We start from the raw sequence: 20739 nt of genomic DNA on the forward strand, positions 1-20739 counted from the left end.
TTAGAAAATCCAAACACAGCCCGTGCAGACTACAATTGATCACCCCGATCAATTGCTTAACGATCAAACCTCGCCAGGCTCATAACATGAAACTCAGAGGTTCAATTCCTACTCCCGATACCATCACTGTCGAATAAGCCGCTTCAGAGAACACAGTCTTCGAGTTCCTTGAGTTTGATCGTCAACCGGTTGTCGCAGGTGTCTTTGTTCCGTTGGGTGGAACACCCGTATCGTTTGATCGGGATTGCGTTTGAACATATAGATTTTGCCGAAATTGCGCCGAGTCCCAAATCCCAGACTTTGCTGAATACGAAAACTGTGGCTCACGCGCTCGCGGACTTCTTTTACCGTATCGTGGTCATTGATCTTCAAATCCCGGATCGCGTCTTCTTTCAACCGACGTCTAACCCGTTCGGCAACTGCGCCTTCAAGTAGTAGTTGTGCTTCCGGCACAAACAGCGCACATCCTTTGACATTTGGCGCGAGTTCTTGTTGGCTTCATTAATCCGGGATTGGCTTCGCGTTAACCGGCCTGCCAGAACCGTAGAGAAGTGAAGGGCCCGTTGCCGATGCTTACATTAAAGTCATGGCTCGAATCTCTGAAGTTGGAAAAATACCTCGACGTGATGGAAGCCAATTCCATTGATTTAGACGTCATCGGAGAGCTTTCTGAGCAGGATTTCGCAAGCCTTGGCATCGCGCTTGGCGATAGCAAACGACTTCTCAAAGCGATGAGGGCGCTGCCGGAGGAGAGGGAAGACCCCGACGTTGCCGGTTTTCAGGAATCCGCCTCCGCCTTCGAAATCGCGACAGAACGGCCGCGAAGGTCCATCGGCGAGCTGCGTCAGATGACGATCATGTTCGTTGATTTGGTCAACTCGACAGGGCTCGTGCAGGAACTGGGGATCGAGCAGTATCGAGACTCGCTCAAGGCCTTTCAGAACCTCTGTGCCGAAGCGATCAAAGAGAATTTCGGCTATGTCGCTCAATTCGTCGGTGACGGGGTGGTTGCCTACTTCGGTCACCCGGTAGCCAACGAAGATGATGCAGAGCGCGCAGTGCTCACGGCACTTGCAATCATCGAAAAAGTGAGCGTGATCCCTGTTCCCCCGCTAGAAAAACTGTCCGTGCGCATTGGCATAGCGACCGGCGATGTTCTGCTCGAAGACATTATGCACGGCACACAACAGGTCGACAGTTTCGTGCTGGGGGATATCCCCAACCTCGCCGCCCGCCTTCAGGCGCTGGCCGATCCTGGGCAAATTGCCATATCTGGGCGAACGCGGCGGCTTTTGGGGTACAACTTCCGCTGCACTTCGATCGGCAAACACCAACTGAAAGGATTTTCGAGCCCTGTAAGTGTTTGGCTGGTAAAAGAATCTCGAAAGACAGAGCTACGCTTCGAGAAGCGGATACACGGCGCGCTAACCCCCCTGATTGGACGTGAAGGCGAATTCAACTTGCTGCGCAGACGCTGGAACGCCGCCTGCCGTGGCGAAGGACAGGCAATATTTCTCTCTGGCGAGGCGGGGCTCGGAAAGTCGCGTCTAGCAGAGGAAATACAGCAAACGCTCGTTCTCCCCATGGGCCAGAGGCTCAGCTTCCAGTGCTCACCCTACCATGAAAACAGCTCGTTCTTTCCAATAAAGTCACATATCATCAATGCTGTCGGCCTTAAGGAAAACGACACTCTCAAAGAGCGCGAATCCAAACTGAAAACGTTTCTGGAAGAGCGCGGCAACGCCTCAGACGAAGTGACCTCACTGTTTTCCAACCTGCTTTCTTTCGGTGCGCCGGAGCAACGCCCGCCTGTGGCGCCCGAAGAGATTAAAACGCGCACTTTTGAGATCCTGCAAAACTACGTCGAACGCGCCTCGCTCAAAAAACCTGTCTTTATCCTCTTCGAAGACCTGCAATGGATCGATCCCTCTTCCGAAGAGTTGCTCAACAACCTGCTGGAGCGAATCGGCAATCTGCGGGTTATGGTACTGGGCACCTACCGCCCTGAATACACACCAAGGTGGTCGAACCTGCCCAAGGTCACCACATTGTCGTTGCCCAGTTTGGGCACGCGCGAAACAGCGCAGCTACTCGAAGCACTGATGAGCGACGGAATGGCACTGAACGGGCTTATGGAAACCATCATCACCCGCTCGGAAGGCGTACCGCTCTTTGTTGAGGAAATGGTGAGTATGCTGGCCCGCTCCGCGGGTTCAATCCGGCCGGACGGCCATTTGAAACAAGAAACACTATTCCCGTCGAACTTGAAGGACCTGCTCCGGGTCCGGCTCGACCATCTGAGCGTCGCACCGGACACGATTTCAATTTGTGCCGCTCTGGGACAGGGCTTTACGAGTGATCTCGTCGCCGCCGTTGCTGGGCGACCGGTCGATGAAATCCTGTCAGAGCTTCAAAACCTCGCACGCGCACAGACCATGGTGGAGAAATTTGAAGGAGGCGAAAGCAGTTTTTCTTTCCGCCATGCCCTGATCAGCGATGTCGCCTACGAGGCGATCTTACCACAACAGGCAAGGAGTCTTCACCTCCGCATTGCCGAAACCATGGTAGCGCGTTTTGCGAACCTTTGCGCACGTCAGCCCGAAATTCTGGCGCTACACTACAAAAAGGCGGAACAATTCGACGCTGCGAGGGATCGGTGGCACGAAGCTGCCAAGCTGAGCCTGCGCAACTATGCCAGCAACGAAGCAATTGCCCAGATGAGCGCCGCGATCGAGGCGCACGACAGGCTTGAGCACCACGAAACGTCCGACCAGATCGAGATCAAATTGCGCCAGTCTCTCGCCGTCGCCCTTGAAATGCGCAGCTGGGGCTCGCCCGACATCACAAGAAATCTGGAAAAGCTGATCGCGCTTAACGAGAAAAGTGGCGATCACGAAGTGGCTTTTACCAACCTCCACCAGCTCATAGGTGAACACTTGATCGGTGGCCGCCCCGATGCCGCCTGGCCGTATTGCGAACAAATGACTGACATGCTGGCCGATGACCCCAATGCCGCTTTGCACACCTTAAGCGAACACAATAGCGGCTTGGCTTCGCTGCTTAGGGGCGAATTCGACCAGGCGATTTCTCATCTGGACCGTGCAATTGAACATCGCGCCCAGTGCGACTTGAGCGAAATCAACCGATTCTATCCAGCGGATACGGAAATTGTCGATATGGTGATGCGCTGCTGGGCACGTACTCTGCAGGACCCTGAAGATGACAAGGTGCGCTCGGAACTGGAGCAGGCGATAGCCAAAACCCGCGCCGAACGCAGCGAATTCTCCCGCTGCTACGCGTTGAGCATTATCGCGTCCATTTTCTGTACCTACGGTGAGCCCGCACCCTGTCTAGAATTTGCCAAGGAAGCCTACGAAACCAGCAAAAGAAAGAAATTCAAGTATTGGGAACACTGGTCCGCCGTACTTGTGGGATGGGCCGAGACCAGATGTGGCGAAGCAACGGGTGTCAAGACCCTACGGGACGGGCTTGAAAAATATGTGGAGACAGGATCGGGTCAGATCGTTGCCTTCTCGCACAGCCTGCTTGCGGATGCCTTGCTCCATCAGGGCGATCCGGAAGAAGCCGCCGTGGAAATGTCCAAAGCCCGTGAGATTCTTGCGGTCTCCTCCATCAGGTTCCATGAACGGCTGACCGTTACAATCGAAAAGAAGATTAAGGCCCATCCCGCCGTTTAACCATGCCGCACCCTGCAACCCGAAATCCCTTTTACAGTCCACATTTTCCGGCAAACCGGGAGGATTCTTAGATTTTTTGAACCGAACGTGCTACGGTGCCGACATTGCTCGAATTTTTGTTGTCGGAGTAAATTATGAAAAGACCCAGTTTAAGTTTGTTGCTGTTAATTTGCATTGCCGCTCTTGTTGCCGGTTGTTCCTACGTAGTGGAAGATGAGGAGGGATCATCATTCAACACGATCAACTTGCCCGACCAGAAGGTGGTCGCGGGCGTAGTATCTCGCAGCAAGGATCAGGGAGCCCGGCCCAAGGAAGTAAAAGAGTTCACGGATGCGGAATTCACAGCGCTCTTGGATGTGCTCAGCCCGCCCCCTTGTGAACCGCCAAATGTTTGTCCAGCTCTGAACAGGGCGTCGCTTGTCCGCGATTACGGCGGGTTTTCCGGGGTCGCAACAGAACCGGTTGTCAGGGTTGCGAACAACAAAAACCTGTTCGGCGCAAGGACACTTTCGGTCAAGGGGCAGATATTGGACAAATGTCTGCATAAACCCTCGTTAAGCGGGTATTATTATTCGGTCGGCGCAGATGGGCCGCCTTTGAAGCGAAGCGGCGACCTTCGTCTCTGTGTCTTGATGCGAACTGCAGTCTCGCGCGACGGAAGGCTAACACCAGCAGTCCGTTACCAGTACTTCCACATCGAGGCCAAGAATGCCAGATGGGAAGAAAAAAAATCTGAGAGCAAGGAAAAAGGCGTATTTCATGAAGCTTTTGATGCGACAGAACTGAAGGTCAGCGCCGATATGGCGAAGCAGTTTAAATACAAGCTTTATGCCGCGAAAAAGGACATCACAATCGTTACCTATTGGGAAGCGAATTGGGAGTTTCGCAAGGGCCGCGCGAAATGGAAAGTAATGATTGATCGAGACAAGATTTTGTCAGATGATTTTGGGCGTATCCCCCTGATCTTCGAAAAAAACGAAACCGCCTGTATCGACATGATGTTCCGGGAAGAAACAGGCGTACCAAAGACGCTGGACCCCGGCGACGCGGCAGGTGTCCACTATTGCCTCGGTCGTTGTTCAGAACCACCCATTGTGAATACGCGCTGACAGAACAGCGGAGTTGGCCGCCCAGTCGCGGGTTGCGTGTCTCAGCCGGCGCCGTTTTTTCTATTTCGCGAACGTTGACATTCGTCCTTCTAGGCTAGCCGGCATGAACTTCCACGTCGAAGGCTCCACCAGCGATATCCCGTAGAAAGCGGGATATAACTACGCTTGTGAAGGGCCCTGCGTTCGGATGCCGTGGGGCCTTTCTCGTGTGGACGTCCTTTATCTTGCTCTGAAATGCACGCAACGCAGAGGCGTCTGTGAACCCATGCCGGACTTCAAGAAACTGGGAGCCAGTGTAGCAGATCTGCAGGCAATCATTCTGATCGAAGGAAAGAACGCGAGTAGGAAGGTCCAGACCTGCTCGCATGTTCTCTTTCAGAAAGGGCGTGTGACCCACCTGCTCGAAAACGCACACGGCCTGCATATGAGGACCGTTATCACACCGGGTTGGACATCTGATTATCGTGGTTTCGATTTGGTAAAGGTAGACAATCTGCCTTGCCGCACGTGTTGATAGCTGATCGCGGCTATGATGCTGACAAAACACGTAGACAGATGAATAATCGAGATGTGATGACCCAGATACCGATGCTGAAAATCATATAGATGCGCGTTGGTGTCGACCGTTCACTCTACCGGCCGCGAAATCGGGTCTCGCGCTGCTTTTACAGGCTCAAAAACGCTCGACGTGTTGCGACCCGCTACCACAAGACCGCAGAGAGCTTCATCGGATTCATAGACATAGAGTCCAACCGACTTTGGCGTCGCCATTTGTCAACATGAACTAGTCGCCAGTTCTCTTGATTAACGGCGTAAGTCGCGATCACTACCGCAGGTCACAAAGCCCAAAGCGCCATTCGCTGCGCTCACATAAGCGCATCTCGTTTTTATCGATGCCTCAATTTTGGCGTGCGAGAAGAATTGACCTATCGCGTCGCATCCAAACCCGGTGGAACGCCCTTGCAATAGCCGCCCGCACAAAACACACCTGCGTTTGGCAGCGACGCCGGCACGGAAATGTCAAAACCATTAACCTTATCCACGAACCAAATGTCGATACAGGCATTCCCTACAATCAGGTATGCAGGGTTATTGGGCGGCAGCGCCGTGCCGTCAATTTGCATAAGTACAAGCTGAATTCCCGTTCCTCTTGCAATAAACCGCTGCTGATACGAACCACCATTGGGCGGCGGGTTTGAAAAGCCGCCTGATTCTTCGACTCTCAGGCTTTGGCCATTCACATTGAATACCCACCGCACATTGATTGGGATGCCCTCTATGTCGTTCGTAAGTAGATTACGACATAGGACAAACTTGGTGGTTCTTATGTCGAATTGGCCACGACCAAGGCCCTCGTTCGCGTCTTGATCAAAAGCGTACTGGACGGCAGTCATGGAACTGCGACCCAAAATAGCCGTTTTGTAGATTTCCCATTTGTTATTTGGATTGCCCAGATCTGGTGGGGCAGGCGGAAGCGCCTTACACTTTTCTGCACCGATGTCAGAAACTGTTAGCATTTCTATCGCTGCCGCGGCTTGCACTCCACCACCGTTCAGTTCTTCATCTTCAAAATACCCGAGTGAGTCACCAAGGGCCTCCAACCCAGGGTTATCACTTTGTCTCAGAGCATTGATAAAAGCATCTTCGTTCAATGATCTATAACCATCCTCCTCCGAAGCATTTATCGCAAGTGCGGACTCGGAGCTTAGGCCCAACTCGCTTATTTGGTCGGAAAGCTCTTTTAGGTCAAAAAACTTCTTTATGTGGTTACCTTCAGAATCTTTTTCCTCGGACAGATAGCTGTAGAAAACACTTGGCACCGTCACGATTTCGTTGTCCTGACCGCGAACATCCGTCGCAATGGACAATGAAACCAATAAACACATCGGAGTTCCGTAACGAGCCTTGCTAAAAAAGGCCGTGCAAAGACTACTGATCATAAAACTCTCCCTGGAAAACTTAACGACAAAAAAGCAAAGACTTAAAAACAACAGCAATCAGCTAAGTGCGATTGGACGGCAAAACGTTCACGCAATGAGCAAACCGCTGTAGCGGTGTAAGGTTAGCACAATTCAGCATTCGCTGCACTGGATTTGTAGCAGTGCGACGTACAGTTGCCGCTTGGGCATTTTGTTTTCGCCGGAAGCTTCATTCTTAGCAACTAAACCAAGTAAACTGCCAAACACAGCATCAGATATAAAAATAACGGTCATTTATTCGGCAATAGCGCGAATCTCAGCCTCGTCTCGTGCCGCTAGGCCGAGAACTATGATTTTGGGCTAGACCATGCGTGGTGTGTTGAGCTTTCCAAATTGCTTGGTCTCGTGTGCCAAACAAATGCGCATAGCTAGGCCCATAGTGTGCTTCGTCAAGTGATAGAAGCGGTCACATCACCGACAAGAGCACGATCGCTTTGAAAGCATTTAAAAGCGTCCAGCCTCTTTGCTCTAAGAATTGATTGGGTTCAGCGGCATCATAGCCGCCACGCAAGATGCGCGCAAAATGCAGCGTCCGCTGCGGTTTCATTCGCCCCCGTGCCGTTATCGTATCTGACCTGAAAACCCCGAACAATTTCGCGTTACAAATCGTTCCATCCTTTCGGTCTGGAGTTGGGAAGGCTGGCAATGGTGACCCTCCCGGGCCGCTCCTCTTGCAGGCTTTAATTCAGTACAGTCGCTCAGAATCTTCTCGAAGAGACTCCGGACTTTTTTGTATGCCTCTAACTTGACGTTTCCAGACACTTTTTTAACTGCCGGTAAAGCTCTACCGCTTCTACGAATAGGTTGTTAACTTCCGTGTCATTGTTTTGTGCTCGCACTTGGAATGCTGAAATGCAAAAAAGCAACCGCCAGCAAAACGGTTCAACGCACGTGTTGCGACGATCCGTTGTAATCACCGCCTATACCTGGCATTTCAGTTGCGTTCGGCATCGGTGGTTGCGCCCTCCCGCAACCAACTTTAGAAAATCTCAGAGCAGCCCGTGCAGACTACAAACAGTCCACCGGATCAATTGCTTAACGATCAAACCTCGTCAGGCTCATAACCTAAAGGCAAAAGGTTCAAATCCTGCTCCCGCAAGCAATTGGGTCGAACAAAGCACCGAACAGACCGCCGCAGGGCGGCTTTGTTCGTTTTGAATCTCAACCAACGCAAATACACCGACAGTTCCTCAACAAGTTTAATCGCATACTTCCGTTCTAACGGGATCAACTTGATCTCCGATAGACAGCTGCGAATGATGGATGTCGTCTCGGCTTCTGTGCATTGAGCATTCAACGCTTCTTTTCAAAGTTAACTTGATGATTGTCGATGACTGAAGGCGGCTTTTGCGACGAAAGTTTTTAAGTGTCGTTCATTAAACGCTATAGGTCAAAACCAGCCAATCTGGTGCGATGTCTGCCGCAGATCCAAACGTTTACCGGTACTCCAATCTCAAAATGGCAACATTTCAAACTGCCTATTCGAAGCGGTCTAAGTACGCTTTCGATTTGTCAAATTTTGTGTTGCAGGAACCCTTACCAAAGGTCTGAGACGGCATCGGCGCAGATGGTAAGCCGGCAAAGACTACGTTTCACACTACCAAGTTACTCGCAGCAAGCCAAAGCGTTACGGAAAAAGCAATAAAACGTATATGAAGTAACATAAAGCTTGCTGCGAATCGATGAGAGGCTTATTAACCGACCTATCGGTCACTTAATGATGTGAATTCAAATTCGGAGTAATCGACCTATGGACGCCTTTATCTGCGACGCCCAGCGCACCCCGATCGGACGATATGGTGGTGGACTAAGCCAGGTGCGCACAGATGATCTTGCCGCCCTGCCAATCGCTTCGCTTGTCGCGCGTAACCCACAGGTGGATTGGTCCAGTCTGGACGACGTGATTTATGGCGATGCGAACCAAGCCGGTGAAAGCAACCGCAATGTGGCGCGGATGGCGGCGTTGCTGGCAGGGCTGCCGGTGGATGTACCGGGAACGACAATCAATCGGCTCTGCGCGTCTGGCATGGATGCGGTGGGCATGGCTGCGCGCGCCATCAAGGCTGGGGATTATGACATGGCGATCGCGGGTGGGGTCGAAAGCATGTCGCGTGCGCCATTTGTGATGCCCAAGGCAACATCCGCCTTTACTCGTGCCAATGCCGTTTACGACACCACGATCGGCTGGCGCTTTGTGAATCCGAAAATGGAAAAGGAATTTGGTATCGACTCGATGCCCGAAACAGCGGATAACGTAGCGGAAGCTTATGGTATCAGTCGCTCCGATCAGGACGCGTTTGCCGAACGCAGCCAGGCCCGCTGGGCCGCGGCGCACCAGACCGGGGTGTTTCAGGAGGAGATCACCCCGGTCACAATCCCCCAGCGCAAAGGTGACCCGGTGGTGGTCGATACGGACGAGCATCCGCGACCGGGGACTACAGCAGAGAAACTGTCTGGCTTAAAGGGCATCAACGGTCTGGACAAGACTGTGACCGCTGGAAACGCCTCGGGTGTTAACGACGGCGCGGCGGCGATCCTGATGGCAAATGAAACTGCTGCGGCAAAGAACGACCTGACCCCGATTGCCCGTGTGGTTGGCATGTCCGTTGCTGGAGTGGAGCCGCGCGTGATGGGCATCGGCCCGGTTCCAGCCAGCCGTAAGGTGCTTGCACGGGCTGGGCTCAGCATCGATCAGATGGATGTGATAGAATTGAACGAGGCGTTTGCCTCGCAGGGCCTAGCCACGCTGCGCGAACTCGGGGTGCCTGATGATGCGCCGCATGTGAACCCAAATGGCGGGGCAATCGCCATTGGCCACCCGCTTGGAATGAGCGGTGCGCGGCTAGTGATGACTGCTGCCTATCAACTGCGCCGCACCGGAGGCCGCTACGCGCTCTGTACCATGTGTGTCGGGGTAGGGCAGGGTGCCGCACTTATTCTTGAACGTGTGTAAGGGAGGAGACCTCACATGTACGCTCAGATGATCAAAACAGCCGGAACAGGCGTGAAATCCCGCGAGGAGATGACCGAGCAGGAGCGCGCGTTTCAGGACAAGATCGACGCCGATATCAAGATCGAGCCCAAGGATTGGATGCCCGACGACTATCGCGCGACACTGATCCGTCAAATTGGCCAGCACGCACATTCTGAAATCGTAGGCCAGCTGCCCGAAGGAAACTGGATCACCCGAGCGCCAACGCTGGAGCGCAAGGCGATCCTGCTGGCCAAGGTGCAGGATGAGGCCGGGCATGGGCTGTATCTCTATTGCGCGGCAGAAACGCTGGGTGTCAGCCGGGATGAGATCACCGAGATGCTGCTGGACGGGCGCATGAAGTATTCGTCGATCTTCAACTACCCGACACTGAACTGGGCCGATATAGGCGCGGTCGGATGGCTGGTCGATGGCGCTGCGATCATGAACCAGGTTCCGCTGCAGCGGACATCCTTCGGACCATACTCGCGCGCAATGATCCGCATCTGCAAAGAAGAGAGCTTTCACCAGCGCCAGGGCTATGATGCGATCCGCAAGATGGCAGAGGGTACGCCAGAACAGCGTAAGATGGCGCAGGATGCAATAAATCGACTGTGGTACCCGTCGCTGATGATGTTCGGGCCGTCGGACAAGGAAAGCGTGCATTCGGCGCAATCCATGGCGTGGAAGATCAAGATCAACACCAATGACGAGCTGCGCCAGAAATTCGTGGATCAGACCGTGCCTCAGGCCGAATATCTGGGTCTGAGTATCCCTGACCCGGACCTGAAATGGAACGAAGAACGGGGCCATTATGATTACACCGACCCGGACTGGTCCGAGTTTTTCGATGTGATCAAGGGCAACGGCCCCTGCAATGTCGACCGGCTGGCCGCGCGTAACAAGGCGTGGGACGACGGTAAATGGGTTCGCGACGGGCTGCTGGCTCATGCCCGCAAGAAACGCGCCGCAAATCTGGCTGCAGAATAAGACTGCCCTGAGGAGGATACCAAATGAACAACGAATGGCCCCTGTGGGAAATCTTCATCCGCGGACAACATGGCATGAGCCACCGCCATGTTGGGTCGTTACACGCCCCGGACGCGGAAATGGCGATCAAGAACGCGCGCGATGTCTACACGCGCCGCAACGAAGGCGTTTCGATCTGGGTGGTTGAGGCCAACAACATCTCGGCCTCATCGCCCAGCGACAAAGGTCCGCTGTACGAGCCCAGCGAAAGCAAAGTGTACCGCCATCCAACCTTCTTCGATATTCCCGAAGAAGTGGGGGCGATGTAATGAGTGTTCCGGTTTCCAATGACGCTTTGCTGCAGTTTCTGCTTCGGATGGGGGACAATACCCTGATCCTCGGCCATCGCGTCAGCGAATGGTGCGGTCATGCGCCTGTGCTGGAGGAAGACATCGCGCTGGCCAATACCGCGCTGGACCTGATCGGTCAGACTCAGATGTGGCTGGGTCTTGCGGGTGAGATCGACGGCGGAAAATCCGCCGATGATCTGGCCTTTCTGCGAGATGCCTGGGATTTCCGCAATGTGCTGCTGGTCGAAGTGCCGAACGGCGACTTCGGCCGCACGCTGATGCGTCAGTTCCTGTTCGATGCGTGGCATTCGATCATGCTGGGGCGTCTGATGACATCCTCTGACGACCGGGTCGCGGCGATTGCCGCCAAGGCCAGCAAAGAAGTTAGCTATCACCTCGAACGCTCGGGCGACACGGTTGTGGGCCTCGGCGACGGGACCGAGGAAAGTCATGCCCGCATGCAAGAGGCGCTGGACTATCTCTGGCCATATGTCGGCGAGATGTTTGCCAGTGACGATGTTGATGCAGAAATGGTTACGGCGAGGATTGCCCCGAACCCGGCAGATCTGCGCGCAGAATATGACGCTCTGATCGAGCGTGTGCTGTCCGAGGCGACACTAACCATTCCCGAAAGCCGCTTTGCCCATAAGGGCGGGCGCGACGGTCGCATGCATACCGAGCATCTGGGCCATCTTCTGACACAGATGCAGTGGTTGCAGCGCGCATATCCCGGCGCGAAGTGGTAAGGATCAATGCGGGCTTCAACGGATCAGGTGTGGGAATGGCTGGACGCTGTACCAGACCCTGAGATTCCGGTGATCTCGGTCGTCGATCTGGGCATTGTACGCGATGTGCGATGGGATGAAGACACTCTGACGGTTACCGTCACGCCGACCTATTCGGGCTGCCCGGCGACCTCGGTCATCAGCATGGATATCGAAACTGCGCTGCGTGATCATGGAATCGACGATCTGCGGATCGAGACAAGTATCGCACCGGCTTGGACCACCGATTGGCTCAGCGACAAGGGCCGTGCTCGGCTCGAGGATTACGGCATCGCCCCGCCGCAGCCTGCAGGTGGACCTGAACGCTGCCCACATTGCGGTAGCAAGGCGGTTGAAAAGGTCAGCCAGTTTGGCTCGACCCCTTGCAAGGCCCATTGGCGCTGCACCGACTGCCTGGAACCTTTTGACTATTTCAAGTGCATCTGAGGGAGGATCACCGGATGGCACGCTTTCATGATCTGGAAGTTACCGATGTTCACAAAACCATCCGCGATGCGGTGGTTGTGACGTTGAAACCTTTAAACGGTTCAGCCGATGAATTCGACTTTACCCAAGGCCAGTACCTGACCTTCCGCCGCGATTTCGACGGGGAAGAACTGCGCCGGTCCTATTCGATCTGCGCGGGCAAGGATGAGGGCATTCTGCAGGTGGGGATCAAGCGTGTGGATGGCGGCGCATTCTCGACCTGGGCCAACTCCGATCTAAAGGTGGGCGATACGGTGCAGGCGATGCCGCCGATGGGCAGCTTTTACACCGCAATCGATCCCTCCGCCGAAAAACATTATCTGGGCTTTGCGGGTGGGTCGGGCATCACGCCAGTTCTCTCGATCCTGAAGACGACGCTCGCCCGAGAACCACATTCGCGGTTCACATTGGTTTATGCCAACAAGGGCGTGAACACGATCATGTTCCGAGAGGAGCTTGAGGACCTCAAGAACCTCTATATGGGGCGTCTGAACGTGATCCATATTCTGGAAACAGACGCGCAGGAAATCGAGCTTTTTACAGGTCTGGTCACGCAAGACAAATGTGCCGAACTTTTTGAACACTGGATCGATATTCAGAACGTCGACACGGCTTTTATCTGCGGCCCCGAGCCGATGATGCTGGGCATTGCCTCAGCCCTGCGGGCGCATGGGCTGAACGACGGGCAGATCAAGTTTGAACTCTTCGCCAGCGCTCAACCTGGTCGGGTCAAGCGCAAAGTGAGCGGGGCGGACACGGCGTCTCAGGACAACCAGACCAAAACATCAATCACCATGGACGGGGCAACGCAAACGATCACCATGCCGAAGGATCAATCGATTCTCGATGCCGCGTTGGAGAATGCGATGGACGCGCCTTACGCCTGTAAGGCCGGGGTCTGTTCAACCTGCCGCTGCCGGGTGCTTGAGGGCGAGGTCGAGATGGTCGCCAATCACGCATTGGAAGACTACGAAGTCGAGAAAGGATACGTCCTGAGCTGTCAGGCCTATCCGCTGACCGACACTGTAGCCGTGGACTACGATCAGTAGACGGAGGGAATGATGGCTGAAGACATGACAATCGAGAGCTATTTGGCAGCGGGTGGTGTCCTGAGTAATCCAACCAACGTGCCTCCGCGCTATCGTGCAGAGCTCATGAAATTGATGGCGACCTTCGTGGACAGCGAACTGGCCGGCGCAGCGGGCTTTGCCGACATCATAAATCTGGGTCCGGGCATCAAGGAACGCATCGCGGCGGCCAAGATTGTGCTGGAAAAGACCGACAACGCAGATCGTGTCCTGAAAATCATGGGCGAGTTCGGAGCCAACACTGACCGCTATGCAAATCACCATCCCTGGACCACACGTCTGGATCGTGATGCGGATATCGGGGCTACGCGGTCCGAACACGACATGCGCCTTGCTGTATTCAACTATCCGATCGAAGGATGGGAAGATGCCGTGGTTATGAACCTGCTGATGAGCCAGGCGGTTGACGTCCAACTCGCCCAGTTTTCGCAGTTATCCTATCAGCCTCTGGCCGAGGCCTTCCGCGAGATTTCCCCAATCGAGGCGCGCCATGGGGAGCTTGCGCTTGAGGGCGCGGGCAAGCTGATCGAACAGGGAAAGGCTGCAGAAATGCAAGCGTCGGTCGACTATTGGTGGCCCCGGGTCGCGGCAAGTTTTGGGGCGGGCACAGCCGAGAAAACCGAAACGCTCCGCAAGCTGGGGCTGCGGCAATTAACCGGGATTGAGATGAAAGATCAGTGGACAGTAAAAGCGACCGATCAGGTCGAAAAGTTGGGACTTGAAGTACCCTAGCTTTCAAGGTTGGCGTTTGCGGCTCAGCAACCCATACTTCACGGCCAAACCGCGAAGCGTGCGACGCTTTCGCCGATCTTTCTTCAATGACTGCTGGGCTTTAGCACCACATTTCCGATTGAACTCAAAAACGTCAATCACCCGCTCGGCGCAGCCACAGGCTTCGCCCAGACCTACTTTGGCGAAATAGAATTTATCGAAACGATCAGGGCGTTGCATGGGTAACCTCCGCCCTTATTGAACCTCATCCTGACCGAAGAGCCAAATCAACTCTGTGCCAACAAGGGTTCAAAGGCCATCAACACCTGATAATGTCAGATTGCTTACCAACGCGGCGTAATCGCTGCGCGCGTTGGCATCCGCCCCGGCATTCCACATGTAGAACCAGTTCAACATTCCGAAAACGGACATGGTCGTGGCCCGAAGCTTGGCCGCATCATCCTTGAAAGTTGCAGGCGAGATGCTGGCGATGATGTCGCTGACGAACACCACCAGATCCCTCTGATAGCCACGCAGCAGATTCTGCTGCTCTTCGGGCAATGCGGACATGCCGCTGGTTTGCACGCGATGCTCATCATCCACGCCTTGATAGGCCAGTAGTATTTCCCGCACCACCCGTTTCAAGCGATCCGCGGGTTCCATCCCATCAAGGTTCAAGCCGCAAACCTGGTCACGCAATTGCAGCAGGTAACTGTCAAGAATATCGAACAGAATGGCGTCCTTGCTGTCGTAGTAGTGATAGATATTGGCCTTGGATATCCCGCACTCCCGCGCCAGCTGAGACATTGACGCCCGATCAAATCCTTCCTGCGCGAAGACGCGGGCGGCGCATTTTAGGATGCGAGTTCGTTTATGGTCGTGGTCTTTTGCTATCGTGCGCGCCAAATCCTGACCCTCCGTCTGTCGCTTAGATGTCCCGATTGTCAATCACGCGCCGGGCCTTGCCTTGTGAGCGTTCTACCTCGCCCGGCTCGCCTATATCGATCTCGGTCGAGATGCCAACCACCTCTTTAATCCGGCGAGATAGCATCCGAGCAGCGGCGGTTTTGCTCAGCTCATCGGCTGCATCCGGCGTTGCTTCGACATGCACGCGCATCGCGTCCATCCGGCCAGCTTTGTAAAGTTCGATCTGGTAGTAGGGCGCCAGACCGCCGGTTGCCAGAACCTGCTCCTCGATCTGACTGGGGAAGACGTTGACACCCCGCAGAATGATCATGTCATCCGAGCGGCCCGTGATCTTTTCCATCCGACGCATCGACCGAGCCGTACCGGGCAAAAGCCGCGTCAGGTCACGGGTGCGATAGCGGATCATCGGAAGACCTTCTTTGGTCAGCGTGGTGAACACCAGTTCACCAATCTCACCATCAGGCATGACCTCGCCGGTCTGCGGGTCGATGATTTCGGGGTAGAAGTGGTCTTCCCAGATCACGGGCCCGTCTTTGGTTTCGACGCACTCATTGGCGACGCCCGGTCCCATGATCTCGGACAGGCCGTAGATATCGACGGCATGCATATCGAATGCTTGTTCAACCTCGGAGCGCATCGAATCCGTCCAAGGTTCAGCGCCAAAGACGCCGACAGCCAAGGAACTTTCGCGCGGATCGAGTCCAATCTTGTGATACTGCTCAAGAATGTTCAGCATATAGGATGGTGTTACCATAATCCCGTCAGGTTTGAAGTCAGTGATCAGGTCGACCTGCTTGCCGGTCTGCCCACCGCTCATCGGGACGACCGTGGCCCCCAGACGTTCGATTCCATAATGCGCGCCCAGACCGCCGGTGAACAGGCCATAGCCATAGGCGTTGTGCACCATGTCGCCCCGGCGCAAACCGCTGGCACGCAACGACCGCGCCACCAGATCCGCCCAATTATCGATATCGCCTTGCGTATACCCCACGACGGTTGGCTTGCCCGTGGTTCCCGACGAGGCATGAACACGAATGATCTGCTCACGCGGGACTGCAAACAGACCAAAGGGATAGTTTTCCCTCAGATCGTTTTTGTAGGTAAACGGAAACCGTGCCAGATCACTGAGGGACTGAAGGTCGTCAGGATGCACACCGGCCTCATCAAACCGCTGCCGGTACATAGGCACGTTGTCATAAGCATGGCGCAGCGACCATTTCAGCCGATCCAACTGTAGGTTGCGGATTTCATCAATCGAGGCGATCTCGATCGGATCAAGATCCGCCTTGTTCGGAGTAAGATCCTTCATGCCATCCCCCTCATCTCAGGTCTCGTCAAACACCGGGCCTTTGACCGCGCGGGAAAAGCCCCGAAATTCTGCGATCTTTTGTCCGGCTTGGTTGGTTATGGATACGTCATAGATGCCGCTGCGTCCTGTCAGGCTCAGTTCCGTTGCGCGGGCCGTCAGCAGATCACCGGATCGCGCGGGCGCGACGTAGCTGATCACATTGTGCTGGGCGACTGTGGACTGGTTGCGACTATTGCAGGCAAAGGCAAAGGCGCTGTCGGCCAACATGAATGTCACGCCGCCATGGCAGATCCCGTGCCCGTTGCAGTGATGGTCAGCCACCTGCAACGCCAGCGTCGCAGCGCCTTCATCCATCTCGACCAGTTCCATGCCTGCCCATTTCGAGGCATTGTCCCGCCCCCACATGGCAGCAGCGGCTTTCAGTGCGCGTTCCTTCGGCGTCATCTCATTCTCCCCGAAATACTGGCGCGCGCTTTTCCAGAAACGCAGTAACGCCCTCGGCATAGTCGACGCTTTCGCCGCAGGTTTTCATTGCGTCCGCCTCAATCTCGAGATGATCGGTCAGGGTATTCGTGGTAGCCGCCTGTATCGTCTGTTTCGTCAGGCCAAGTCCCAGCGTTGGACCATTGGCGAACTGTTCCGTTAGTGCGCGCGCCTCGGTCATTAGTTCAGCGTCTGGAATTGCTTTCCAAATCAGCCCCCAATCCGCAGCCTGCTTTGCTGGCAGGGGTTGCCCAGTCAGGGCCAGCCCTTTGGCTCGGGCTTCACCCAGCAAACGTGGCAGATGCCAACTGCCGCCGGTATCGGGGATCAGGCCCACTTTGGAAAATGATTGGATAAACTTGGCGGAGTCAGCGGCAAGTACCACATCACAAGCCAGGGCTAGATTCGCACCCGCCCCGGCGGCAACGCCATTGACGGCGCAGACAACAGGTAATTCCAAAGACCTGATCAGGCGGACCAAAGGTGCGTAGAACGTGCGAACCGTATAGCCCAAATCCGGCGGACCCTCCATCGTGGCAGGGTTTCGATCGCCCAAATCCTGCCCTGCGCAGAACCCGCGCCCCGCGCCGGTTAACAGCACCGCTCGGGCACCACCGTCACGCGCGGCCTCAAGTGCAGCGCGCAGGGCATAGTGCATCTCATCCGTGAAACTGTTCAGGCGATCAGGGCGATTGAGTGTAATTTCAACCCATTGACCCATATTCTGCGAAATAATCGTGTCGGACATGCCCGGTTCGCTTTTCATAAGTTACAACAAACTTCTTGCATAAACCGAACGGTTGGTCAATAAATTCTATAGCCGTTTGTGACTCGGCGATCGGAAATGCACTTTGGCCAGCGGGCGGAACAGCATTTCTCGTCGTTGATAGTTACAAAACGTACCATTAACACATTCACGACTTGCGATTTTGAGGAGGAGACCCGGTCATGAAATTCACCAAGCTCACCACATTGTTGGCGTCTGCAACCTTGGCGGTGTCCGGCACCATTGCTTTTGCGGCTGACTACACCCTGACAATTTCCAGCTGGGCCCCACCCACCCACGGCATCAACGCAAAGATGTGGCCCAAATTCGTCGAAATGGTAGAGGAGGCCACTGACGGGCAGGTCACCGCAGAGCTTAAGCTGGGTATCGCTCCACCGCCTGCGCAGATGGACCTGATTATGGATGGCGCGGCCGATGCCTCGATTATCTTTCACGGCTATCAACCGGGACGCTTCGTCACCACCAAGCTGATCGAACTGCCTGGTTACGAAGGCTCGGCCGAGGACGCTTCGGTTGCCTACTGGCGCGCCTACGACAAGTACTTGAAAGCTGCTGACGAGCATCGTGGTGTCAAAGTCATCGCCTTGCACACGCATGGACCCGCGCAGCTGCATTCCAGCGCGCCAGTAACCACTCTGGATGAGGTTTCGGGCCTGAAAGTACGTATCCCGGGTGGCGTTGGCGGAGACGTTGGTGCGGCGCTTGGTGCGACCGGCATTCAGGTGCCCGCTCCGAAAGTCTATGAAACACTGGCATCGAAAGCCGCTGACGGCGTGGTCATGCCACTGGAATCGCGCAAGGGTTTCAAGCTGACAGAGGTTGCGCAGAATGTGTATGAGATGCCCGGTGGTCTTTATCGCGGTTCGTTTGCCTTCATCATGAACGAAGACACCTTCGCAGATCTGCCACCCGAGCTGCAGACGGCGCTGGAAGAAAACGTATTCGGTGAACCGCTGAGCCGTGAGATCGGCAAAATCTGGGATGAGATCGACGCCACTGGACGTGAGGCAACCGAGGCGGCGGAGGGCAATGCGATCAACGCTGCCACAGATGCGGATATGGAGAAGTTCTCGGCCATCGCCGAAGACATCCGCGGCAAGGTCATCGCCGAGGTTGACGCAACAGGTGTCGACGCTCAGGCCGCATATGACATGATCAAATCGGAAATGTCCTCGAACTGATCCGACTGCAGGGCGGCTCTTGCGCCGCCCTGACTTACCCTGCGCGAGTTTCCCATGACCCCTATTATTCAGCTTGTGCGCCGTGCCAGCGCCTTTCCCGTGATCGTGGCCTGCATTGCACTGTTTATCCTGATGGTAATGACCTTTTGCGACGTGATCCTGCGTTCGGTCTTCAATGCGCCCATTGAGGCCGCCACCGAGCTGACGCGCATTCTGATGGCAATTCTGGTGTTTTCTGTCCTCCCGATCGTCTCCACCACCAATGGCCATATCGCGGTCGATCTGACAGACGGGTTCTTCCACCGTCTGCATCTGTCGCGTGCGCGGGACGTTGTGATCTATGTGGTCAGCGGCATCATGCTGTTCTGGCCGGTCCAGCGCGTTTGGGTCCTGGCCGAGCGAGCGCGGGATTATGGGGATGTAACCGAATATCTTTCAATCCCCACCTACCTGATCGGTTGGTTCATTACCCTGTCTGTTGCCATCACTGCACTGGTGATGATCGCCACTGGGCTGCTAAAGGCCTTCGCCCCAAATACACTGTCGGAGCCTATGTAATGACCGCAGCGCTAATCGGATTTGCGATTGTATTGATCTTGGTGCTGGTGCGCCTACCTATCGTCTTTGCCATGGGCCTGGTCGGCACATTGGGCTTTGCCTATGAGCGTGGCGGCTCAATCTTTGATGAGCGCGGGATGAAGGCTGCCATGTCCATGGTGGGCCGACAGATCACCGACACTGCGCAGGACTATGGTCTGTCGGTTGTGCCGCTGTTCATCCTGATGGGCCTGTTCGTGAACAAGGGCGGCATGGCGCGCGAGCTTTATGCGGTGTCCAACGCCTTTCTTGGCCACATGCGCGGTGGTATTGCCATGGCAACGGTTGCGGCCTGTGGCGGATTTTCGGCTATCTGCGGATCGTCGCTGGCAACCGCCGCCACGATGTCAAAGGTCGCGATGCCGCAGATGCGGCGTTACGGCTATTCCGACGAACTTTCGACCGCCTCGATTGCCGCCGGTGGTACGCTTGGCATTCTGATCCCTCCATCGGTCATTCTGGTCATCTACGGGCTGCTGACCGAGACCTCGATCGGGAAATTGTTCATGGCGGGCATCATCCCCGGCATCCTTGGCATCCTCTTCTACCTCTTTGCTGTGCGCTGGACCGTCTGGCGTAACCCCGAAGCCGGGCCCGCAGGCGAGCGCGCCACCTGGTCCGAACGCATCCGCGCGCTGGGTTCGGTTTGGGCTGTGCTGTTGTTGTTCTTCCTAGTTATTGGCGGGCTTTATGGAGCCTTCGATTTTGAGCCCCTAAACCTGACATTCTCACCCACCGAGGCCGCAGGTATGGGGGCCGCTGGGGCCTTTCTGATTGCACTCTTTCGTGGGGGTCTCACGGTTGGCTCGACATTCGAGGTGCTGAAAGAGACCTGCTTTACCGCGTCTGCCCTGTTTGCGGTGCTGATTGGCGCTCAGATATTCTCAAATTTCATCAATCTGGCCGGTTTGCCCGAAGCCCTGATCGCGATGGTGACCGCCTATGATGTGGCTCCGTTTGTCGTGATCCTGATGATCCTTGGTATCTACATCATTCTGGGTTGCGTCTTCGAATCTCTCTCGATGCTGTTGCTGACGGTTCCGATCTTCTTCCCGTTGGTCACGTCTCTGGGCTATGACCCAATCTGGTTTGGCATCGTCGTCGTGGTTGTCACCGAAATCTCGTTGATCACTCCACCCGTAGGCCTGAACGTCTTCATCCTGAAAGGCGTGGTGGGTGACGTCTCGACCGGCACCATATTTCGTGGCGTCACTCCGTTCTGGATCGCCGATATCTTCCGCCTCGCGCTGATCGTGCTGGTGCCCATCGTGGTGCTGTATCTGCCGCAGCAAATGGGCGCTTTGGGACATTAGTCTCACCGCATCAAACA

General features: G+C 55.2%; 20 protein-coding genes and 1 pseudogene. 13 read left to right on the top strand and 8 right to left on the bottom strand.

Annotated elements, in window-relative coordinates:
* Window positions 1-123: 123 nt before the first annotated feature.
* A complete protein-coding gene (locus tag ACR0JG_RS20205; RefSeq protein WP_480572369.1) occupies window positions 124-453 on the bottom strand; it encodes a hypothetical protein in 330 nt (109 codons plus the stop codon).
* Window positions 454-569: 116 nt separating this feature from the next.
* On the opposite strand from ACR0JG_RS20205, the gene ACR0JG_RS20210 reads away from it, so the two are divergent.
* The 3 genes and pseudogenes from ACR0JG_RS20210 to ACR0JG_RS20220 all read left to right on the top strand — a co-directional run.
* Window positions 570-3698 carry an adenylate/guanylate cyclase domain-containing protein gene (locus tag ACR0JG_RS20210; RefSeq protein WP_480572372.1) on the top strand — a complete coding sequence of 1043 codons (3129 nt, stop codon included), beginning with the start codon at window positions 570-572 and terminating at the stop codon, window positions 3696-3698.
* 206 nt (window positions 3699-3904) lie between these two features.
* Window positions 3905-4807 carry a hypothetical protein gene (locus ACR0JG_RS20215; protein WP_480572376.1) on the top strand — a complete coding sequence of 301 codons (903 nt, stop codon included), beginning with the start codon at window positions 3905-3907 and terminating at the stop codon, window positions 4805-4807.
* A gap of 394 nt (window positions 4808-5201) precedes the next feature.
* Window positions 5202-5590, top strand: a pseudogene (locus ACR0JG_RS20220) (transposase); the annotation flags it as partial.
* 143 nt (window positions 5591-5733) lie between these two features.
* Here the strand turns inward: ACR0JG_RS20220 and ACR0JG_RS20225 are convergent.
* A complete protein-coding gene (locus ACR0JG_RS20225; RefSeq protein ID WP_480572379.1) occupies window positions 5734-6747 on the bottom strand; it encodes a hypothetical protein in 1014 nt (337 codons plus the stop codon).
* Window positions 6748-7192: 445 nt separating this feature from the next.
* A complete protein-coding gene (locus ACR0JG_RS20230) occupies window positions 7193-7333 on the bottom strand; it encodes a hypothetical protein (RefSeq protein ID WP_480572382.1) in 141 nt (46 codons plus the stop codon).
* Window positions 7334-8536: 1203 nt separating this feature from the next.
* Here ACR0JG_RS20230 and pcaF point away from each other — a divergent pair.
* Genes pcaF through ACR0JG_RS20265 form a run of 7 tightly spaced genes read left to right on the top strand, consistent with a single transcriptional unit; the run spans window position 8537 to window position 14146 of the window.
* Window positions 8537-9739 carry a 3-oxoadipyl-CoA thiolase gene (pcaF, locus tag ACR0JG_RS20235; RefSeq protein WP_170596866.1) on the top strand — a complete coding sequence of 401 codons (1203 nt, stop codon included), beginning with the start codon at window positions 8537-8539 and terminating at the stop codon, window positions 9737-9739.
* Window positions 9740-9754: 15 nt separating this feature from the next.
* Entirely contained in the window at window positions 9755-10747 is a 993-nt protein-coding gene (gene paaA, locus ACR0JG_RS20240; RefSeq protein ID WP_170404695.1) for a 1,2-phenylacetyl-CoA epoxidase subunit PaaA, read from the top strand.
* 23 nt (window positions 10748-10770) lie between these two features.
* Window positions 10771-11055, top strand: coding sequence for a 1,2-phenylacetyl-CoA epoxidase subunit PaaB (gene paaB, locus ACR0JG_RS20245; protein ID WP_170404692.1), 285 nt, complete (start codon window positions 10771-10773; stop codon window positions 11053-11055).
* The gene (gene paaC / locus ACR0JG_RS20250; protein ID WP_223117613.1) at window positions 11055-11822 is read left to right on the top strand and encodes a 1,2-phenylacetyl-CoA epoxidase subunit PaaC; all 768 of its coding nucleotides are present in this window, start codon (window positions 11055-11057) and stop codon (window positions 11820-11822) included. The genes paaB and paaC overlap by 1 nt, the downstream gene beginning before the upstream one ends.
* 6 nt (window positions 11823-11828) lie before the next feature.
* Window positions 11829-12287: a 1,2-phenylacetyl-CoA epoxidase subunit PaaD gene (paaD, locus tag ACR0JG_RS20255; RefSeq protein WP_170404686.1), complete on the top strand. Its 459-nt coding sequence runs from the start codon at window positions 11829-11831 to the stop codon at window positions 12285-12287.
* 14 nt (window positions 12288-12301) lie between these two features.
* A complete protein-coding gene (locus tag ACR0JG_RS20260; RefSeq protein WP_480572385.1) occupies window positions 12302-13375 on the top strand; it encodes a 2Fe-2S iron-sulfur cluster-binding protein in 1074 nt (357 codons plus the stop codon).
* A gap of 12 nt (window positions 13376-13387) precedes the next feature.
* Window positions 13388-14146, top strand: coding sequence for a Phenylacetic acid catabolic protein (locus ACR0JG_RS20265; protein ID WP_480572388.1), 759 nt, complete (start codon window positions 13388-13390; stop codon window positions 14144-14146).
* 3 nt (window positions 14147-14149) lie between these two features.
* Here the strand turns inward: ACR0JG_RS20265 and ACR0JG_RS20270 are convergent, their stop codons facing one another.
* From ACR0JG_RS20270 to paaG, 5 genes are all read right to left on the bottom strand, one after another.
* Complete coding sequence (locus tag ACR0JG_RS20270; protein WP_170511540.1) at window positions 14150-14365, bottom strand: hypothetical protein; 216 nt, start codon at window positions 14363-14365, stop codon at window positions 14150-14152.
* Between the two features lie 69 nt (window positions 14366-14434).
* Window positions 14435-15031, bottom strand: coding sequence for a TetR/AcrR family transcriptional regulator (locus ACR0JG_RS20275; RefSeq protein WP_480572391.1), 597 nt, complete (start codon window positions 15029-15031; stop codon window positions 14435-14437).
* A gap of 22 nt (window positions 15032-15053) precedes the next feature.
* Entirely contained in the window at window positions 15054-16361 is a 1308-nt protein-coding gene (gene paaK / locus ACR0JG_RS20280) for a phenylacetate--CoA ligase PaaK (protein ID WP_170511538.1), read from the bottom strand.
* Window positions 16362-16376: 15 nt separating this feature from the next.
* On the bottom strand, window positions 16377-16805 hold the full coding sequence (gene paaI, locus ACR0JG_RS20285; RefSeq protein ID WP_480572394.1) for a hydroxyphenylacetyl-CoA thioesterase PaaI: 429 nt from the start codon (window positions 16803-16805) through the stop codon (window positions 16377-16379).
* A gap of 1 nt (window position 16806) precedes the next feature.
* Window positions 16807-17592 carry a 2-(1,2-epoxy-1,2-dihydrophenyl)acetyl-CoA isomerase PaaG gene (paaG, locus tag ACR0JG_RS20290; RefSeq protein WP_480572397.1) on the bottom strand — a complete coding sequence of 262 codons (786 nt, stop codon included), beginning with the start codon at window positions 17590-17592 and terminating at the stop codon, window positions 16807-16809.
* Between the two features lie 200 nt (window positions 17593-17792).
* Between paaG and ACR0JG_RS20295 the strand changes: the two genes are divergently transcribed.
* From ACR0JG_RS20295 to ACR0JG_RS20305, 3 genes are read left to right on the top strand one after another with little or no spacing between them, the layout of a single operon-like run.
* Window positions 17793-18812 (top strand): TRAP transporter substrate-binding protein, encoded by a 1020-nt coding sequence (locus ACR0JG_RS20295; protein WP_170397704.1) that lies wholly within the window; start codon window positions 17793-17795, stop codon window positions 18810-18812.
* A 54-nt stretch (window positions 18813-18866) separates the two neighbouring features.
* Window positions 18867-19370, top strand: a complete 504-nt coding sequence (locus ACR0JG_RS20300) for a TRAP transporter small permease (protein ID WP_480572400.1) — start codon at window positions 18867-18869, stop codon at window positions 19368-19370.
* On the top strand, window positions 19370-20722 hold the full coding sequence (locus ACR0JG_RS20305) for a TRAP transporter large permease (RefSeq protein WP_170397698.1): 1353 nt from the start codon (window positions 19370-19372) through the stop codon (window positions 20720-20722). Before ACR0JG_RS20300 ends, ACR0JG_RS20305 begins: the two co-directional genes overlap by 1 nt.
* The last annotated feature ends 17 nt before the right edge of the window (window positions 20723-20739 follow it).

The organism is Ruegeria sp. AD5 (genome assembly GCF_056542345.1).

What these genes read in the sequence shown, in the direction of transcription:
- ACR0JG_RS20210 (WP_480572372.1), top strand. Translation starts at nt 570, where the DNA reads ATGCTTACATTAAAGTCATGGCTCGAATCTCTGAAGTTGGAAAAATAC.
- ACR0JG_RS20225 (WP_480572379.1), bottom strand. Translation starts at nt 6,747, where the DNA reads ATGATCAGTAGTCTTTGCACGGCCTTTTTTAGCAAGGCTCGTTACGGA.
- ACR0JG_RS20230 (WP_480572382.1), bottom strand. Translation starts at nt 7,333, where the DNA reads ATGAAACCGCAGCGGACGCTGCATTTTGCGCGCATCTTGCGTGGCGGC.
- pcaF (WP_170596866.1), top strand. Translation starts at nt 8,537, where the DNA reads ATGGACGCCTTTATCTGCGACGCCCAGCGCACCCCGATCGGACGATAT.
- paaA (WP_170404695.1), top strand. Translation starts at nt 9,755, where the DNA reads ATGTACGCTCAGATGATCAAAACAGCCGGAACAGGCGTGAAATCCCGC.
- paaB (WP_170404692.1), top strand. Translation starts at nt 10,771, where the DNA reads ATGAACAACGAATGGCCCCTGTGGGAAATCTTCATCCGCGGACAACAT.
- paaC (WP_223117613.1), top strand. Translation starts at nt 11,055, where the DNA reads ATGAGTGTTCCGGTTTCCAATGACGCTTTGCTGCAGTTTCTGCTTCGG.
- paaD (WP_170404686.1), top strand. Translation starts at nt 11,829, where the DNA reads ATGCGGGCTTCAACGGATCAGGTGTGGGAATGGCTGGACGCTGTACCA.
- ACR0JG_RS20260 (WP_480572385.1), top strand. Translation starts at nt 12,302, where the DNA reads ATGGCACGCTTTCATGATCTGGAAGTTACCGATGTTCACAAAACCATC.
- ACR0JG_RS20265 (WP_480572388.1), top strand. Translation starts at nt 13,388, where the DNA reads ATGGCTGAAGACATGACAATCGAGAGCTATTTGGCAGCGGGTGGTGTC.
- ACR0JG_RS20270 (WP_170511540.1), bottom strand. Translation starts at nt 14,365, where the DNA reads ATGCAACGCCCTGATCGTTTCGATAAATTCTATTTCGCCAAAGTAGGT.
- paaK (WP_170511538.1), bottom strand. Translation starts at nt 16,361, where the DNA reads ATGAAGGATCTTACTCCGAACAAGGCGGATCTTGATCCGATCGAGATC.
- paaI (WP_480572394.1), bottom strand. Translation starts at nt 16,805, where the DNA reads ATGACGCCGAAGGAACGCGCACTGAAAGCCGCTGCTGCCATGTGGGGG.
- paaG (WP_480572397.1), bottom strand. Translation starts at nt 17,592, where the DNA reads ATGTCCGACACGATTATTTCGCAGAATATGGGTCAATGGGTTGAAATT.
- ACR0JG_RS20295 (WP_170397704.1), top strand. Translation starts at nt 17,793, where the DNA reads ATGAAATTCACCAAGCTCACCACATTGTTGGCGTCTGCAACCTTGGCG.
- ACR0JG_RS20300 (WP_480572400.1), top strand. Translation starts at nt 18,867, where the DNA reads ATGACCCCTATTATTCAGCTTGTGCGCCGTGCCAGCGCCTTTCCCGTG.
- ACR0JG_RS20305 (WP_170397698.1), top strand. Translation starts at nt 19,370, where the DNA reads ATGACCGCAGCGCTAATCGGATTTGCGATTGTATTGATCTTGGTGCTG.